This is a genomic window from Lacticaseibacillus pantheris DSM 15945 = JCM 12539 = NBRC 106106, from assembly GCF_001591865.1.
Taxonomy (GTDB): Bacteria; Bacillota; Bacilli; order Lactobacillales; family Lactobacillaceae; genus Lacticaseibacillus; species Lacticaseibacillus pantheris.
The window spans coordinates 18,810-34,967 of sequence record NZ_BCVS01000009.1; the positions used below are offsets into that span (position 1 = coordinate 18,810).

Below are 16,158 nucleotides of genomic sequence, written 5' to 3' on the forward strand. Positions count from 1 at the left end.
AAATTGCATGGGGCTGCTAAACCGCCGGCCGGCAATTACGAACACGATCAGTATTAGTAATCCTCATAAATTGACATCGCCGCACAATCTAATGTTTTATTTTGAAAATGAATGGGAAATCGTTAGTTCTAACCCGCGCTCACAGCGATTAAGGCCACCAACTACCCCCGCCACTATATCCACTTATTGTCCTGAGCCACGCTAATCGCCTCAAGTCGGCTGTGCACACCCAGCTTGCTAAAGATGGCCGACAAATAGTTGCGCACGGTGCCGTCCGATAGGTGCATCCTGGTGGCGATGTCGTGGGTAGTCCCTCCGGCAACAGAATCTACTAACACCGATTGTTCCCGAGCGGTTAAAGGATTATGGGCAACCGAAACCATGTTAATAACGAGCTCCGGATCAAAGCGTGTTAGTCCGTGCACCACGTCGCGAATGGTTGCCACCAGCTGGTCACTAGGACTATCCTTCAGCAAATATCCAGCAACGGAGGCTGCAACGGCACGTTCAAAGTACGACTTCTGCGCAAAAGTGGTCAGAATAATTACCCTGGTTTCCGGCTGGACCCGGTTAAGTTCCGCCGCAACGTCCAACCCGGTACTTTGAGGCATTTCGATATCCAGGACGGCCACGTTTGGCTTTAGTCGTAAAATATCGTTCAACGCAGTAGCACCATCCAGAGCCGAGCCCACCACCTGGAGATCATCCTCGAGATTCAGCAACTTAGTTAACGCTGAATTTAACATGCTTTGGTCTTCCGCCAAATAGACTGAAATCACTCGCTCACCCCCTGAGGCAATCTTAACGTGACAATGGTGCCAACGCGGTTTGTCCGGATATCAAAACTACCACCAACTGCAACCATCCGGTCGTGCATGCCAGCAAGGCCATTACTGCCCGGACGGTGAAATTCGTGTCCCTCACCATCATCTTGAATGGTCACTTCATACCCGTCCCTGCCGCGTATAAAACCCACGGTGACTTTGCAAGCACGTGCATGCCGAACCACATTGGTCAGTGCTTCCTGAACAACGGGCGCCAACTCCGACTGGACCACTGTTGGCCACTGCACAGATAGTGACTCACCAAAGGTCATTAGACTGACACCAGCCGCATCCAGGGTCTGACTTTGCGTAACTAGCACCTCACTCAACGATTGCTGGTGCAAATCATTCACGATCGTCCGCACCAGCTGTAAATTATCACGACTAGTCGCCTCGATGTCTGTCAGTTCAGCCGCAACTTGTTCAGGATACTTGGACAATAATTTACGGGCCAACTCAGTCTTCACGGTAATCATCGAGAAACTCTGACCCAACGTATCGTGTAGGTCACGGGCAATGCGTTCACGCTCATCCCGCTGCACGACTGCCTCCAAACGCCGGTTGGCCTGACGCACCTTACGGCCAGCAAATACCTCTCGAGCAAAAAAGTACGCCAGCCATGGTGATACCAGGGGAAAAAATGCACCCACTATGTCCCCACTATGCCAGTCCAGATAACCCGGGGTTGCCAGCCCATCACGAATAAAACTGGCCACCACAATTGACTCATACACCAGGAAAAACCAGCGTGCCTGGCGCCGTCCGCGAACCGTCTGCGCCAGGATAAAAGGCACTTGCCAGGCTGGAAAAATAATCATGTAGTTGTTTATTGCCACCAGTGAAAAAACGGCGCAAATCAACAATTCTGCCGGAATTGTCAGCACCCGGTACCGGGGAAATTCAACAACGGCAATATAAATTGCCACAAAGGCTGCACCCAACGCCATCCAGAAATAATCATCCCAGTTCTTAGCCGGTAAGTATGTCAATAAATTAAACGGAACGTAAATAAGCCAAATATAGCTGACCCACTCGATGGTTGAAAAACGTTGCCGCCACTTACTATTCTGTAACACCCAACTGCCACCGCCCTATCAATACTTTTTGCACTGCCAACAAAGCAGCCACAATTAACAACCAACCAATAACTATGCTCCAATCATAACCCGGCAAGGGCTGCTTGACGACAATATCATTTAGTAATTGGTCCAAGCGATACGTGGGCAAAAGCTTTCCGATGACCTGGAGCCAGTGAGGTAGCATTGTCAACGGCCACCACAGGCCACTAATAATGGCAATCGGAAACGTTAATATGTTACTGACCACACTAAGGGTTTCCTCGCGGTGAATCCGACTAATCAACACCCCAATAACCAAGAGCGGCAATTCACCCACTAAGGCCACCACCATAATCAATAGTACTTGGTCGATACCTAAACTAACGTGGTTGAGTCCCACTGCCAACCCCAACATTATGCTGGTCGACAGAATTGTCATAATCAAAAAGCACAACGCAATCGAACAATAGTATGGCCGCAATCCAACTGGCGTCTGCCGCAATCGCTCCAAATAACCACTACGCCGATCCCGCTGAACTAGCGCGGCGAGACCAAAGAAAGCACTGATGAGCAAACTATAAACCACCATGCTGCCCATATAATTGCCGGCTAGTAGTGCTTGTTCCGCCCGCGTGCCACTAGCCATTATTTTGGTAAACAATATGTAGAATCCTGCGGGCATCAACACCGAAAAAAATAAAAATGGTAGGTTGCGTAATACTTCTCTCCGTATGTCAAAAGCGAACTGGTTAGCATAGGTTTTCATTCTACCACCTCCGTTTGTATCATCGTGCTAAATATTGAGGACAATGACTCTTTGGCGACTGTCAGGCCACTCAGTTGCCCAAAATGGTGGACCAAAGCCGACAATGTGGCATCCCCGTCCGTACTGATAACCTCCCAGTACGCGCCAGAACGCCGCACGGATTGAACTCCAGGCACTCCTTTGAGTTGTCCAGCAGTCATCGTGCCCGTAAATCGTATTCTGGTCTGTACGTATTGTGCCTGTAACTCTGCAAAGCTACCCTGAAATCTGATTTGCCCAGCTTGCAAAATTAACAGTTGATCAGCAACATCCTGTAACTCCTCCAAATAATGACTAGTAATGATAATTGTCACCCCCGTCTGCCGCATTTGTTCTAACTTTCGCCATAAGTGGTCACGTGCGTCCACATCCATTCCCACCGTTGGCTCGTCTAAAAACAACAGTTGTGGTTTACCCACCAGTGCCGATAAAAACGTCACGCGCCGAAGTTGCCCTCCCGATAATCGATTAATACGGCGGTTACTCAAAGTCGCTAGGCCATTGTCCGCTAGTAACTGGTCCACATTGGCCTGCTGGGGATAACCGGCGCGCAAATTATTCAGTAACTCCTTCACCGTTACCCCAGGCAACCGTAAATCTCCCTGCGGCATTGCCCCAATCCCAGCATAGATTTGCGGGTCACCCTGGTGCTGACCTAGAACTGTAATTGCACCGTTTCCCGCTAGTTCGCCCTGTAATAGTTTAAGGAGCGTGGTCTTACCCGCGCCATTAACACCAATCAGACCGATAATCGCACCCGCGTCAACGTCGAAACTCAAATTATTCAACACTGGGTAGTCGCCGTAACTAAACGATAAATTTTGTACCTTGATTGCCTTTGCCATTTGCTCGCCTCCATACCCATAGAATACGCACTTTCAGACGGCAGCAATAGTCACGATTGTCATCAATTACGTATGACAAATGTCATTAAAAATATGTCTAACGATAACCACCTGGTGTACACTAAAGGCCAACACCATAAAGAAAGAAGTTGACTACATGCCACGCTGTGACTGGGCAACCGATACCAACCCGTTAATGACACACTACCACGACTACGAGTGGGGTGTACCCACCACCGATGAACGGGAAACCTTTGAACTACTAACCCTAGAATCCATGCAGGCCGGGTTAAGCTGGCAAACCATTCTCAATAAGCGTACTAATTTCCGGCGTGCCTTTGATAATTTCGATGTCGACAAAGTTGCGGCTTACGACGACCGCGACGTCGAACGTCTGCGCGCCGACGCCGGCATCGTGCGCAACCGGCTGAAGATTAACGCCGCCATCAATAACGCCCGCGTTATTCAGGCTTGGCATAGCGACGGCCGGACACTAAACGCTTGGCTATGGCATTACGTGGACAACCACCCCATCGTCCACCGGTACGCTACCCAAGCGGAACTACCAGCGCAAACCGCGCTCGCCGAACGTGTCAGTAAGGACCTCAAGCAGGCTGGATTCCGCTTTGTGGGTCCCACGATTATTCAATCGTTTCTCGAAGCCCTCGGTATCTTGGATGACCACATGGCTGGTTGTACCATTAACCACCTAAGTGAGTAATTCCAAAAAAATTAAGGTTAATTCTGTCAGCTTCCTTAGGAATACTAGCTAGACAAAGGCACGCCGTACCACCACCCACGGCAATTCAAAGGTACGTGGGAAGTCATCACTCCGCCGAGTCAGTGAACTCCCAAACAGCCAAAATTTCCACGGTAACGCAAAAAATTCTGACTACCTAAAGTCAGAATTTTTTTGTGCCTGTATTACGCATTGCCATCACGTCGGCGCCAACGCGTGACCAACTCCGCCACATTATTATCGTCCACGCAGAAGCGCTGCACCACCACCGTACTATCTGCACGACCAGTCATGATACGCGGCTGGTCGCCCGCAACAATCTCGCGGCGAAAACGGATGTCAATCTGCTCACACCAATACAACTGAAATTGTTCTGGTGGCAACATCCCCATCGCCAAATCAAAGTAGCGGGTATTGTGCAGATGCTGATTATGGTCAATATCGTCCGGACGTAGCCCGACCGGCCGCGTAATACCAATTGCGGTGGTAATCCGCGGGAAGTGCAGGCGATCTACACGCCTAATCGGCAATCCTTCTGGCAACCCCAGAGCGGCATCATCCAAACGCGTCAACGTGCGGGACGACTGGTTGAGCAGACCCCAAACACTCCGGATGGTCACGACCCGCTGTTGTTGCTGGTCCGTCACGTAGACCGTTCGTAAACTAACGTGGTGGTCACGCCGATACGGCAACCCGGAAAGATTCAGCGTCATACCGGGAACAACGGGCTGGTCAAAGTTGATGGCGTACTGCAATACAATCCACGTCAGGAGCACCCCGTCAGTTGTCAATGAGCGCTGCCGCTGATCCATCAAATCCAAGCACGCTTGAACAAGTACACCCGGCAGCCGCTCGGGAGTGACGTCCGTTGGCACCACAAACTGTCCGAGTTCCTTTGCGTCCATCATTGTCCCCCATACTACCTGCCAGCATACTACATCAAGTGCACGCCCTTGTCGACGTAAATAATATCACCGGTCACACCGGAGGACATATCACTGAGCAATAATGCCGCCGTATTGCCGATTTCTTCCTGGGTCACCGACTCGCCGTCCACCGTGGCCTCACGGGACATCTTCAGTAGTGAACCGTGATTCTTAACCCCGGTGACGGCCAAAGTCTTGATCGCACCCGCGGAAATGGCGTTGACCCGCACGTGCTGCGGGCCCAATTCCTTAGCGGTATAACGGACGTTGGCCTCCAACGCGGCTTTGGCCACCCCCATTATGTTGTAGTTCGGAATCACGTGCGTAGACCCAAAGTAGGTCAGGGTTAACACGCTACGGAGTTCGGGGAAAAGCCGCACCGCGCTGCGCGTGACCGCCAAAAACGAGTACGCACTGATGTCCTGAGCCAGGTTGTACCCCGCCTTGCTGATTTGCAGGACATCGTTTTCCAAACTTTCCTTATCGGCGTACGCAATTGCGTGGACGAGGCCGTCGACGGGACCATATTGCTCACGAATACTAGTGAAGGCCGCGTCAATGTTGCCCTCATCGGCCACGTCGCATTGCACCATGGGCTGATCCGGGTCAACAAAACGGAGTAGGCTTTTGCGCAGACGGTCGTTTTGGTACGTGAGGACGACTTTGCCGCCACTAGCCATAATGGCCTGCGCACATCCCCACGCGATACTGTTCTTGTTGGCGACCCCCATCACGATGACGGTCTTACCGTTTAAAATATCCATTACTTTCCTGTCCTCTCTGGTTCACTGTTCCTGGAGTCCGTCGGTACCAAAGCTGCGGTAACGGCGGTGTCGTGCGTTCATTAATTGTTGCGTTGGGAGTGCCGTTAATTCAGCCATGGTGGCAATTAATTCGGCCCGCAACCCGCTCGCGCCGGCAGCGTCCGTCACTTCTGGTACGATGCGGTCAACAATACCGTCCGCCAAAATCTCTGCTGGCGTCAGCCGCATTTGTTCAGCCGCCTCAGCCGCGCGCTGACCATCGCGCCACAAAATCGAGGCATACCCTTCCGGCGACAGAATGGAGTAAGTACTTTGCGCGAACATCCAAGTTTGGTCTCCGCACGCCAAGGCGAGCGCGCCACCACTACCGGCCTCACCTACAATCACGCTGATTGTCGGCACGGGTAGGCTGACCCCCGTCAAAATACACTGAGCAATGGCATCCCCCTGACCGTGATACTCCGCCTCAACGCCCGGATACGCTCCGGGGGTGTTGATGAGGTTGAGCACCGGCCGACGAAATTTGGCTGCCTGCCGCATCAACCGAATTGCCTTGCGGTAACCTTCTGGGGTGGCACACCCAAAGTGGCACGCCTGCGACTCGGCCAGCGTTCGCCCCTTATTGGTCCCAATCACGGTCACCGCCTGGTCACCCAGAAACCCGACACCCCCAATAATAGCGGGGTCGTCACCGTGTTCCCGGTCGCCATGAAATTCGTGAAAGTGCGTCACCAACTGTTCGATCAGCCAGGGAGTGCTCGCTTTGTCCTGGCTTCGGGCTTGACGCACCACATCGTAAGCTGTACTCATTGTCTAACCTCCGCTAACTGGTGCATCCGCAGCAGGTCCACCAAGTACGCCTTCTGCTCGGATCGGGGCACAATTGCATCCACAAACCCGTTGTGGAGCAGCGTTTCTGCGCGCTGAAAGTCGCGTGGTGGATCAACGTGTAGGGTCTGTTGAATCACTCGCCGGCCGGTAAAGCCAACGAGCGCATGCGGTTCGGCCAACGTAATATCGGCCTCCATCGCAAAACTGGCGGTCACACCACCCGTAGTGGGGTCCGTTAGCATCACGGCGTACAACAGTCCGGCCCGCGCATGGTCAGCCACCGCCTGGGACACCTTTGCCATTTGCATCAGGGAGAACAAACCCTCCTGCATCCGGGCGCCGCCAGAAGCGGTGTACAAAATCACCGGTAATTTGCGGGTGGTCGCCACTTCAAACAGGCGGGCCAGCTTTTCACCAGCAACCCGGCCCAGACTCCCCATCATGAAGTGGGTGTCCATCACCCCAAGTGCGGCCGGGTAGCCACCCATGCGGACACACCCCGTCCAGACGCTCTCCTTGATGCCTGAGTTGGCCTGGGCACGCGCCAACTTTTGCTGGTAGGCTGCGTCGGTGACTGCAGCATCAACCACCAAATCAGGATTAATCGCCGTTGCCTCATCAGTTAACATCGCCACGCGCTCCAAGGCACCCATCCGCATACCGTACCCGCACAGCGGGCACTCGTCATAAACGGTCAACTCGGCGTGGTAGTACACCTCACCGCAGAAGGGGCACTTAACGTACAGATTGTCCGGAATTTTATCCATCCGGGCGGCCAACTGCTGCCGGTCACTCTGGTTAAATTTGCTCATGTTCTTTCAACCACCTTGGTAGAAAATCGGTCTCAACGTAATCAATCGTACTGTCGTCATTCACAAAGGCGGGTGCGTGCACCAGGTCGCCAAGAAATTCTTGGTTAGTAGCCACACCATCAACCCTCAACTCACCCAGCACCCGGTCCATCCGGCGTAGAGCCCGGTGCCGGTCCATAGCACTCACAATCACTTTGCTAATCATGGAATCATAATAGGGAGCGATGGTTGCGGGCCCGACTAGACTGGTATCAATCCGCACGCCCAGAGTTCCGGTGGGTAACACCAGCGCGGTAATTTTACCCGCGGACGGCAGGAAGCCCGCCCGCGGATTCTCCGCATTAATTCGGCACTCAAGCGCGTACTGCCGGATTGTAATATCGTCCTGCGTCCACGGCAACGGTTTACCTGCCGCCACCAAAATTTGCGCGGCAATTAGGTTCACACCAGTCACCTCTTCGGTCACCGTGTGTTCAACCTGGAGCCGGGTGTTCATTTCCATAAAGTAAAAGTGGTGGTCCCGATCCATTAGGAATTCAAAGGTGCCCGTATTCCGGTAGTCGATTGCGTGGCAGGCCTTAATGACGAGGTCACCCAATTGTTCGCGTTCCTCGGCAGTAACCATGCTACTCGGACTTTCCTCAATTAACTTTTGGTGGTGACGTTGTAACGAGCAATCCCGCTCGGGAAAGTACACCACGTGGCCGAAGCTGTCCGCCATCACCTGCATCTCAATATGCTTGGCGTTCGTGATGACCTTTTCCATGTACACACTATCGGCCCCAAATGACAGGTTGGCCTCGCGCTGCACGTCATCAAAGCACTTACGTAGCTCGTCGTCATTGGCTACCACCCGCATGCCCTTGCCACCACCACCGGCAGTGGCCTTCAGCATAACGGGATAACCCAAATCAGTGGCTACAGCGACCGCACTTTCAGCATCACTGAGCACCGCACTACTGCCCGGAATAACCGGTACACCAGCCGCCTTCATCACCGCACGCGCACTCGCCTTATCACCCATTTGCTCGATCACGTTACTGGCCGGGCCAATAAACGTCAGGTCACACTCGGCACACATTTGCGCAAACTGCGCATTTTCGGATAAAAAGCCGTATCCCGGGTGAATCGCGTCACTACCGGTTAAACAAGCAGTACTAATAATTTCCTTCATATTCAGGTAGGAGTCTGCCGGCAACGGTCCACCGATGCACACCGCCTCGTCCGCAATCTGCGTAAAGTAGGCATCCCGATCGGCCGTCGAATAGACCGCGACGGAACGTAAACCTAATTCCCGAAGGTTGCGGATAATCTGCACCGCAATCTCCCCGCGGTTGGCAACGAGTACCTTTTTAAACATAATCACCGCTCCTTTGCATCCACAACGGCAAACACCAAAGTAGCCCGGTACACCACTTGATCACGCACCGTCAAAGTCCCCGCACCCACACCAATGGGCCCACGCATTTTGAGTAGCTCAACCGCACAGACTAGCTCGTCGCCTGTTAATACCGGGGCGAGAATTTCGGCGGAACGGATACCGCCGAACAAAACGTTCTTATCGCCTTCCTGATCAGCCAAAATTGCCAGCGCACCAGTCTGAGCCGTCATTTCTGTGAGTACAAACGCCGGCACGGATAACTGGTGGTCACCAGCTTTGCCCGCGAAAAACCACTCGTCAACGGTCACCATCTTGCGGGTCACCGCGCTTACGCCAGGGGTGACCGCCCTAACTTGGTCAACAAAGAGGAATGGCGGCCGTTGCGGAATAACTGTCGTGATGTCCATGCAACTACACCTGCTCAATCTGCATCAGTGGCTGATCGTACTCAACCAGCGTGCCGTCATCAACCAGCACGGCCTTCAGCACCCCACCAACGGGGGCCTTAACCTCGTTCACCATCTTCATGGCCTCAATCAGGCACACGACCTCACCCGCTGCTACTGGGTCACCAACCTGTTTAAATACCGGCTGATCCGGTTGGGGTGCAAAGTAGACTACCCCCACTAGCGGTGCCGTAACCGATGTGGTGTTGGCGGATACCGGTAACGGCCCGCCGTCTGCAGTGGCCGGCTCCGCAACCGGGCCGCTACTGGTCGGCGGCGTACTAACCGGCGCCGGGGCCGCCCCTGGCTTACTTAACACCAACTTGAAGTTGTCATCAGTAATCTGTAGGTGGTCAAGCGACGACCGTTCAAAGCGGTCCACCAAACGCTCAATTTCTTCTTCTTGCATCGGGTTACGCCCCCCATCGTTTAAACGCTAGCACTGCATTGTGCCCGCCAAAGCCAAACGAATTACTCAAAGCGTAGTCCACCCGCCGTTGCCGGTTGCTTGGTGTGACCAAGTGCACGTCACATTCAGGGTCCTGGTCAAAGCAGCCGACGTTCACCGGTAGCTCGCCGTTAAGCGCACCCACTGTCGCCACTGCCTCGATTGCACCGGCAGCACCCAACAGGTGACCAGTCATACCCTTGGTGCTGCTAACTAAGACGTCAGCATCACCAAACAACGATTTAATTGCCCGACTTTCCGCCTGGTCGTTCGCCATGGTGGCCGTGCCGTGAGCGTTAATGTACCCCACGTCGGCCGGCGCGATTCCAGCTTCATCCACCGCCTGGGCCATCGCCCGAATTGCGCCTGCGCCGGATGGGTCTGGGGCGGTCACGTGGTACGCGTCCGCGGTACTGCCATAACCAACGACCTCACCGTAAATTTGGGCTCCGCGTGCCTGGGCGTGTTCTAATTCCTCAAGCACCAACGTGGCTGCGCCTTCGCCCATAACGAACCCGTTACGGTTGGCGTCAAACGGCATTGAAGCCCGCTCCGGGTCAGTCGATCGGGACAGGGCTGTAAGTGCGGCAAACCCGGCGATACCGATTTCGTTGACCGATGCTTCCGCGCCACCGGTAATCATCACTTGGGCGCGACCCAGGCGGATGGCATCAAAGGCGTTGCCAATTGCGTTAGTCGCGGAGGCACACGCCGTCACGACCGCCTGGCTGACATTTTGCGCGTTAAACTGGATGGACAGGTTACCCGCCGCCATGTTAATAATCGAATTGGAAACGAACAAAGGCGACACCCGTTTGGGCCCCTTGTCGTGCATCTTAATGACCTGCTGTTCGATGGTACCGAGGCCACCAATCCCCGAGCCGTAAATTACGCCCAGTTCCAGCGGGTCCACACCGCCATCCACTAATCCAGCCATAGTCATGGCTTCCGTCGCGCTGTAGAGTGCATACTGCGAAAAGAGGTCCATCCGCTTAGCCGTCTTAGCCGACATCCACACGGTGGGATCAAAGTCACGCACCTCGCCGGCAACGGTCACGCCGGTGTCGGCGTCAAACTTTGTGATGGGGCCAATACCGACCTTACCTTTATGAACACCATCCAGGAATTCCCTGGTTGTGTTACCTAAAGGCGTGACGGCCCCCATGCCAGTTATTACTACTCGTTTCATTCAATGCCTCCTATAACGTGAGCCCACCATCAACGGTGATAACCTGGCCAGTAATGTATTGGTTGCCCAATAAAAATGCGACCACGTCAGCCACCTCATCCGGCTCAGCAAAGCGTTTAAGCGGAATGCTGTCCTGTAACCGTTGCGTCACCTTTGCACTTAACGACTCGGTCATTTGCGTGGCAACCATGCCTGGCGCCACCGCGTTACAGCGCACGTTCCGCAGTGCACCCTCCTTGGCTGTAGTTTTCATCAGGCCAATGAGCCCCGCCTTGCTGGCAGCGTAATTGGCCTGGCCAACGTTACCGACCAGCCCGACCACACTACTAATATCGATAATGCTACCGTGGCGTTGCTTTTGCATCACGCGCAAAGCTGGCTTGGTCATGTTGAATGCCCCAACGAGGTTAGTGTTCAGGACGGCCGTAAAGTCGTCTACTTTCATCCTGGTGAGTAACGCGTCCCGCGTAATACCCGCATTATTAACCAACGCCAGTAATTGTTCATCGGGGTGGCAACTATCCACCACCATTTGTTGCGCCTCATCCGCGTTAGTGACATCACCGCGGACCGTACGGATGCCTAGCGCATCAAAGTTGGTCTGCACATCATCCGTCAAAGCTCGACGAATGGTGACCGCAACGGTGTACCCATCACGGGCCAACCGCTCCGCTATAGCCCGGCCAATCCCGCGTCCACCACCAGTTACTAGTACCACGCCTGTTTCCATTAGTAATTACCGCCTCACTATGACTTGGCTACCAATGCACCCCGCACCTCGTTGAGCGATGCTATGTCGCTCACGTGATAACGTTCCGCATTCGGCAGCGTCTGCTTTACAAAACTACTCAAAGTATGACCGGGGCCAACCTCGACGAATCGGTCTACACCTAGGGAGCTCAAAGCCTGCAATCCCGCCCCAAAATGCGTGGGGTTAGTCAGTTGACGAACCAAAGTCCCCTTGACCGTGCCCGCCACAAACGGTTGAACCGTGGTGTTACTAATGACCGGTACGGTAGTGGGCCCGAATGGGACTGACGCCAACCGATTGGCTAGTTGTTCAGCGGCTGGTTGCATCAACGGTGTGTGTGAGGCAACCACTTTGAGGGTCATGGCGCGCTTAATACCCTGCTGCTTTAGCTGGGCAACGAGCGTATCCACGGCTTCCTCGCGGCCACCAACAACCAGTTGGCTTGCCGTGTTGTTGTTGGCTACGTACACTCCGTCGATAGTCTGCACTAACCGGCGCACTTCATCCTGCCGGTCCGTCATCACCGCAGCCATCTTACCCGGCACGGCTTGACCAGCTGCCGCCATATACCGGGCGCGATCCGCGACGAGCTGGACACCATCCGCCAGCGTTAAACTACCGGCTGCTGTCAACGCCGCGTATTCACCCAGACTCAGCCCCAGCATTCCGGCTGGTACAGGCAGTTCCTGTGCTAACACGCGGGCAATCCCCACACTCATCGTGTAGATAGCGACCTGGGCGTTTTGCGGGGCCCCAAATACTACGGGATTCCTCAAATCAACCGCCAGGGCGTCCGCCGCTTCGTTCACTACGTCACGGTAAACTGCTTCTTGCTGGTACAGGTCCTGCCCCATTTGGGCGGTTTGTTGCCCCTGGCCGGCAAATAAATACCCTACCGTCATGACGCTACCTACGCCTGTGTCTTGGCAGCGAGCTTGCCCTGTACGTACGTCGCCAAATCATCGATGGTGTCGATAGTTTCATCGGTATCAATTTCAATCTCAAACTCGTCTTCAATTTCGTTTACTAGTTCAAAGACATCCAGGCTATCCAGGTTCAAATCGTTCTTAAACGACATGGTTGGGGTGACGTTATCGCCCTCAATGCCATCGTCTGCCTTAACCAGTGCCAAAATCTTCGTAATAATTTCTTCTTTAGTCATCGTAGTTTCTCCTTTTTTTGTCTATGCGTTAGTATTCAATCAGCGCAGCGCCGGCGGTTAACCCGCCACCAAATGCACAAAATAGTACCTTGTCACCGGGCCGAATACGGCCACTGGCAACTAGTTCAGCGAATAATATGGGCTCACTGGCCCCCGCTGTGTTACCGTACTCATCCATGTTGAACGGATACTGGGCGGCGGTGAGCCCCACCTTATTAGCCAGTTGTTCCACCATACGCTGGTTGGCCTGGTGAAATACCACCACGTCCACATCCGTAATGTCCGTGTGGGTCTGTGCTAACAATGCCGTAATAAGATCCGGGGCGGTTTTCACCACAAAGTTATAAACGGCGTGGCCATCCATTCTGAAGTAAGGGTCACCGTCAATTGGGACCGCGAAGGGGCTGTGATTACCGGTCAATCCAGCGGTGAGCTTCTGGCCGTCCTGTCCCTGCGTGATGAACCGTTCGCCTAAATACGCTCCGTGTGCGGACTGCATGTCCAGCAGCACCCCGCCGGCACCATCACCAAACAAGATTGCCGTCGACCGGTCGTGCCAGTCCAAAATCTTACTCAGTACTTCGGCACCAATGACCATCACGTAGCGGTCATTACGGACCGTCGCCAGTCCACGGGCGGCCGATAATGCCGCCACGAAGCCTGTGCACGCCGAACCAATATCGAGACTCATTACGTTGTGGGCGCCAATGGCACCCGCTACCGTTGCTGCCACACTCGGCATGGTGTACGTCGGTGACATAGTCGCGACCAGGATAAGGTCCAACTCATCAGCTGTGATTCCACTTTTGCGCAACAGCTGGTGGGCGACGTCCGTAGCTAAACTTTCGGTTGTTTCCGTTTGGACAACGTGCCGGCGCTCAATGCCCGTCCGTTGCCTAATCCACTCGTCACTGGTGGTCATAAACTGCGTCAGGTCGTCATTGGTTACCACCTGGTCAGGTGTAGCCAACGCCGAACCGATTATTGCAAAACCCATATGGTTGCACCTACTTACTTGCTGTCGTTAAAAATTGCTCCAGGTTTTGAAGTGCGTGCTTAATTAGTCCCACTTCTTGGGTATCCATCCCGTGTAAGAAGCTCTTAACGATTTGCCGATGAAAGGCATCATGCGCTCGGTAAAGTAGTTTACCCCGATTAGTGAGTTCCAAGTGCTGAACCCGACCATCGTGGCGATCCGGAACCCGTTGCACGTATCCTTTGCGCACAAGTCCCTTCACGTTGGTTGACAGCGTGCCCTTAGTCAGGTGCAACTCCTGTGCAACCTCAGTACTACTCTTGTGTCCGTGTAGTGAAATGGCGTGAATTAGATGAATATCCTTCACCGATACGTCCTTAAACGTGCTGGCACGCAACGACTGCTCCTCAATGCGCATGATGTGGTCATATACGTTGACCAACGCATCGTTAATAACGTTAAAATCCTGCTTACTTAGTTCTGGCATCCCATTTTCCATCCTCAACTAGGAGTGGCCGCGGCCCCTTCCGTATTTGGTGACACGATAAAGGTTAATTCGGCCTTGGCGGCGACGTTGTCACCGACCATTGCGTACGTGTGCACCACTCCCATGTTATTACGCCGCTTAGTAAATTCAACGTGCAGTTTAAGCACGTCACCTGGGCGAACAATCTGATGAAACTTTGCGGACGAAATAGCGCCTAAGTACGCCGTTTGCCCAGCGAATTCTGGTGACTTGAGAATCAGAATCGACGCGGCCTGAGCCAGCGATTCGATGATCAACACACCAGGCATCACAGGATTGCCAGGAAAATGCCCCTGGAAAAACTGCTCGTTAATTGTGACGTTCTTGGTCGCAATAATCGATTCCCCGGGATTAAGCTCATCCACATGATCCATAAACAGGATGGGGTACCGGTTGGGAATCAACTGCATAATTGTTTGTGCATCCATTACTGCCAAAAAATTCTAACCTCCTTGGGTCTACGGGGATAACCTAACCGTCATCGTGGCTAGTCACCCCACCGCCAATACGGAGGGGACAACGACAAGTCACGTCCCCGTGCGTAAGATGTATCAACGTAAATTAGTTTGAATGTCGAACCGTTTGCGTTGAATGTGACCAATATAATTTCTGGTAGTTTGAAAGTCAAACGATTTACGCTTATGCGTAACAGTTGAAACAGGACGACGTTTTTGCGTGAATTGGTGGATGTCGAACCATGATTAATGACCAATAATTGATCTGTTCTTCGTCATCAAACTAGGTCTATAATCACTCAAAGGCTTGTGGTAGCAACGGCTACAGCGTGCACGCATATCCCCGTTCAGGCAATCACCGGTCATGATATCTGTCAATCGGCCATCGCAGTCAATCGGCCTTTTTGAGGGTGTCATGACTGAGTAGGCGTTACAGCCGTTCACCATGGTTAGCGGTAAATCAAAAAATCCCGCCACCACAATTCATGCAACGAATTGTGGTGGCGGGATAATAAACGCATACCTCATAATGGACCCAAACGGACTTGAACCGTCGACCTCCTACATGCGAAGCAGGCGCTCTCCCAACTGAGCTATGGGCCCATAACTTACCCTAATATTTTAGCACGTCCGCAAGTAAGCGCAATAGCGAAATGCAACAATAACGACTGAACGTTAATATAGCGGACGGCAGCAGCGGACGGCAGCGTAGGCCGGACCGGTGAGCTGCGGCTTTCGTGGGACGCTCCATGGTAACCACTGCTAGGGCGAAGGATTGGTGGGTGCGAACGCGTGGGCGGGGTTTGGGGTTGCGGCTTACGTGTCCTACGCCCCAAACCCCGCCCACGGGTTCCCAATACATGGTGGCAGTAGCTACCATTCAGACCCCACACGCCTCCGCTCACCAGTCCGACCGACGCGGCCTCACGCTACTGTGTCCACAACCTCTACAGTCACGACACCCAGACCCAAAGTCCTCCCGCTGTTTCCCATTATATGTGTAATGTCGGAAAACACCGTAGTTTGAGTGAACAATCGCGTGAACACTTCCTGCACGGGGAATACGGCGGGACTTCGAGGCACGTTGTCAAAATTGACAGTCTAACTTCACACCGTGACGGGCATGGATGGCCACGCTATTTTAACGTTATATCAAACTTATCTATTCATTGTAACGATTGACATCCGCCGTTGGTCGTACTGGTGTGGTGGTGGAGGTT

19 protein-coding genes and 1 tRNA gene are annotated in these 16,158 nt (G+C 53.4%); 1 reads left to right on the forward strand and 19 read right to left on the reverse strand.

What is annotated here, in order from left to right; translation table 11 throughout:
• Positions 1–173: 173 nt before the first annotated feature.
• From LPA02S_RS02260 to LPA02S_RS02275, 4 genes are all read right to left on the reverse strand, one after another.
• Positions 174–779 carry a response regulator transcription factor gene (locus LPA02S_RS02260; protein ID WP_054650652.1) on the reverse strand — a complete coding sequence of 202 codons (606 nt, stop codon included), beginning with the start codon at positions 777–779 and terminating at the stop codon, positions 174–176.
• A complete protein-coding gene (locus LPA02S_RS02265; protein WP_174520299.1) occupies positions 776–1,771 on the reverse strand; it encodes a sensor histidine kinase in 996 nt (331 codons plus the stop codon). Before LPA02S_RS02265 ends, LPA02S_RS02260 begins: the two co-directional genes overlap by 4 nt.
• A gap of 115 nt (positions 1,772–1,886) precedes the next feature.
• Positions 1,887–2,648, reverse strand: a complete 762-nt coding sequence (locus tag LPA02S_RS02270) for an ABC transporter permease (RefSeq protein WP_056957140.1) — start codon at positions 2,646–2,648, stop codon at positions 1,887–1,889.
• Positions 2,645–3,532: an ABC transporter ATP-binding protein gene (locus LPA02S_RS02275; RefSeq protein WP_054650651.1), complete on the reverse strand. Its 888-nt coding sequence runs from the start codon at positions 3,530–3,532 to the stop codon at positions 2,645–2,647. Before LPA02S_RS02275 ends, LPA02S_RS02270 begins: the two co-directional genes overlap by 4 nt.
• 157 nt (positions 3,533–3,689) lie before the next feature.
• Between LPA02S_RS02275 and LPA02S_RS02280 the strand changes: the two genes are divergently transcribed.
• Positions 3,690–4,253 carry a DNA-3-methyladenine glycosylase I gene (locus LPA02S_RS02280; protein WP_054650649.1) on the forward strand — a complete coding sequence of 188 codons (564 nt, stop codon included), beginning with the start codon at positions 3,690–3,692 and terminating at the stop codon, positions 4,251–4,253.
• 203 nt (positions 4,254–4,456) lie between these two features.
• Here the strand turns inward: LPA02S_RS02280 and LPA02S_RS02285 are convergent, their stop codons facing one another.
• The 15 genes from LPA02S_RS02285 to LPA02S_RS02355 all read right to left on the reverse strand — a co-directional run bounded on the left by LPA02S_RS02285 (position 4,457) and on the right by LPA02S_RS02355 (position 15,541).
• Positions 4,457–5,176 (reverse strand): acyl-ACP thioesterase domain-containing protein, encoded by a 720-nt coding sequence (locus LPA02S_RS02285; RefSeq protein ID WP_054650647.1) that lies wholly within the window; start codon positions 5,174–5,176, stop codon positions 4,457–4,459.
• A 29-nt stretch (positions 5,177–5,205) separates the two neighbouring features.
• A complete protein-coding gene (fabI, locus tag LPA02S_RS02290) occupies positions 5,206–5,961 on the reverse strand; it encodes an enoyl-ACP reductase FabI (protein WP_056957141.1) in 756 nt (251 codons plus the stop codon).
• A gap of 21 nt (positions 5,962–5,982) precedes the next feature.
• Complete coding sequence (accA, locus tag LPA02S_RS02295) at positions 5,983–6,771, reverse strand: acetyl-CoA carboxylase carboxyltransferase subunit alpha (RefSeq protein WP_054650645.1); 789 nt, start codon at positions 6,769–6,771, stop codon at positions 5,983–5,985.
• Positions 6,768–7,604 carry an acetyl-CoA carboxylase carboxyltransferase subunit beta gene (locus LPA02S_RS02300; RefSeq protein WP_054650643.1) on the reverse strand — a complete coding sequence of 279 codons (837 nt, stop codon included), beginning with the start codon at positions 7,602–7,604 and terminating at the stop codon, positions 6,768–6,770. Before LPA02S_RS02300 ends, accA begins: the two co-directional genes overlap by 4 nt.
• Positions 7,591–8,964, reverse strand: a complete 1,374-nt coding sequence (locus LPA02S_RS02305; protein WP_056957142.1) for an acetyl-CoA carboxylase biotin carboxylase subunit — start codon at positions 8,962–8,964, stop codon at positions 7,591–7,593. Before LPA02S_RS02305 ends, LPA02S_RS02300 begins: the two co-directional genes overlap by 14 nt.
• A 2-nt stretch (positions 8,965–8,966) precedes the next feature.
• Positions 8,967–9,392: a 3-hydroxyacyl-ACP dehydratase FabZ family protein gene (locus LPA02S_RS02310; RefSeq protein WP_054650641.1), complete on the reverse strand. Its 426-nt coding sequence runs from the start codon at positions 9,390–9,392 to the stop codon at positions 8,967–8,969.
• Positions 9,393–9,396: 4 nt separating this feature from the next.
• A complete protein-coding gene (locus LPA02S_RS02315; RefSeq protein WP_054650639.1) occupies positions 9,397–9,840 on the reverse strand; it encodes an acetyl-CoA carboxylase biotin carboxyl carrier protein in 444 nt (147 codons plus the stop codon).
• A 4-nt stretch (positions 9,841–9,844) separates the two neighbouring features.
• A complete protein-coding gene (gene fabF, locus LPA02S_RS02320; protein ID WP_054650637.1) occupies positions 9,845–11,068 on the reverse strand; it encodes a beta-ketoacyl-ACP synthase II in 1,224 nt (407 codons plus the stop codon).
• Positions 11,069–11,078: 10 nt separating this feature from the next.
• Entirely contained in the window at positions 11,079–11,798 is a 720-nt protein-coding gene (fabG, locus tag LPA02S_RS02325; RefSeq protein ID WP_054650635.1) for a 3-oxoacyl-ACP reductase FabG, read from the reverse strand.
• A 17-nt stretch (positions 11,799–11,815) separates the two neighbouring features.
• Positions 11,816–12,721, reverse strand: coding sequence for an ACP S-malonyltransferase (locus LPA02S_RS02330; protein ID WP_056957143.1), 906 nt, complete (start codon positions 12,719–12,721; stop codon positions 11,816–11,818).
• A gap of 8 nt (positions 12,722–12,729) precedes the next feature.
• Positions 12,730–12,981 (reverse strand): acyl carrier protein, encoded by a 252-nt coding sequence (locus tag LPA02S_RS02335; protein WP_054650629.1) that lies wholly within the window; start codon positions 12,979–12,981, stop codon positions 12,730–12,732.
• A gap of 28 nt (positions 12,982–13,009) precedes the next feature.
• Positions 13,010–13,978 carry a beta-ketoacyl-ACP synthase 3 gene (locus LPA02S_RS02340; RefSeq protein WP_056957144.1) on the reverse strand — a complete coding sequence of 323 codons (969 nt, stop codon included), beginning with the start codon at positions 13,976–13,978 and terminating at the stop codon, positions 13,010–13,012.
• 10 nt (positions 13,979–13,988) lie between these two features.
• Positions 13,989–14,444 carry a MarR family winged helix-turn-helix transcriptional regulator gene (locus LPA02S_RS02345; RefSeq protein ID WP_054650672.1) on the reverse strand — a complete coding sequence of 152 codons (456 nt, stop codon included), beginning with the start codon at positions 14,442–14,444 and terminating at the stop codon, positions 13,989–13,991.
• Positions 14,445–14,458: 14 nt separating this feature from the next.
• A complete protein-coding gene (gene fabZ, locus LPA02S_RS02350; RefSeq protein ID WP_420835973.1) occupies positions 14,459–14,911 on the reverse strand; it encodes a 3-hydroxyacyl-ACP dehydratase FabZ in 453 nt (150 codons plus the stop codon).
• A gap of 557 nt (positions 14,912–15,468) precedes the next feature.
• Positions 15,469–15,541, reverse strand: a tRNA-Ala gene (locus tag LPA02S_RS02355).
• Positions 15,542–16,158 lie beyond the last annotated feature (617 nt).